Origin of the sequence: Ramlibacter sp. WS9 (assembly GCF_003797765.1) — a bacterium.
Classification (GTDB): Bacteria; Pseudomonadota; Gammaproteobacteria; order Burkholderiales; family Burkholderiaceae_C; genus Ramlibacter.
In genome coordinates this window covers 1-477 of record NZ_RKMB01000134.1, presented here as the reverse complement: position 1 = coordinate 477, position 477 = coordinate 1, and the positions used below count along the sequence as shown (strand labels likewise).

1 protein-coding gene is annotated in these 477 nt (G+C 64.8%); it reads right to left on the bottom strand.

The window, feature by feature from the left end; genetic code table 11:
• A partial coding sequence (locus EEB15_RS33310; RefSeq protein WP_305000520.1) for an amino acid permease occupies window positions 1–452 on the bottom strand: 452 nt, incomplete at its 3' end.
• Between the last annotated feature and the right edge of the window lie 25 nt (window positions 453–477).

The following is a 477-nucleotide window of genomic DNA, read 5'->3' as shown; positions in this document are numbered from 1 at the left end:
ATCTTGATCAGGGCGAACCAGAACTCGAACTCGCCGAAGGCACGCACCGCGATGAGGTTGATCGTGCCCATGCTCGCCAGGGCCGCCAGGGCCCAGATCCAGCGCGGCACGTCGGGGAACCAGATGCCCATGTAGACGGCGACGGCGGTGATCTCGGCGACACAGGTCACCAGCCAGAGGAACCAGTAGTTCCAGCCGGTGATGAAGCCCGCCAGCGGGCCCAGGTAATCCTTGGCGTACTGGCTGAAGGAACCGGCCACCGGATTGTGTACCGCCATCTCGCCGAGGGCGCGCATGATCACCAGGATCGCCAGGCCGCCAAGGATGTAGGAGATCATGATGGCCGGGCCGGCCATCTGGATGGCCTTCGCCGAGCCCAGGAACAGGCCGCCGCAGATACAGGCGCCGAGCGCCATCAGGCGGATGTGTCGCTCACCGAGCTCGCGCTTCAGGGAGCCGTCTTGAACCTTCTTTTCG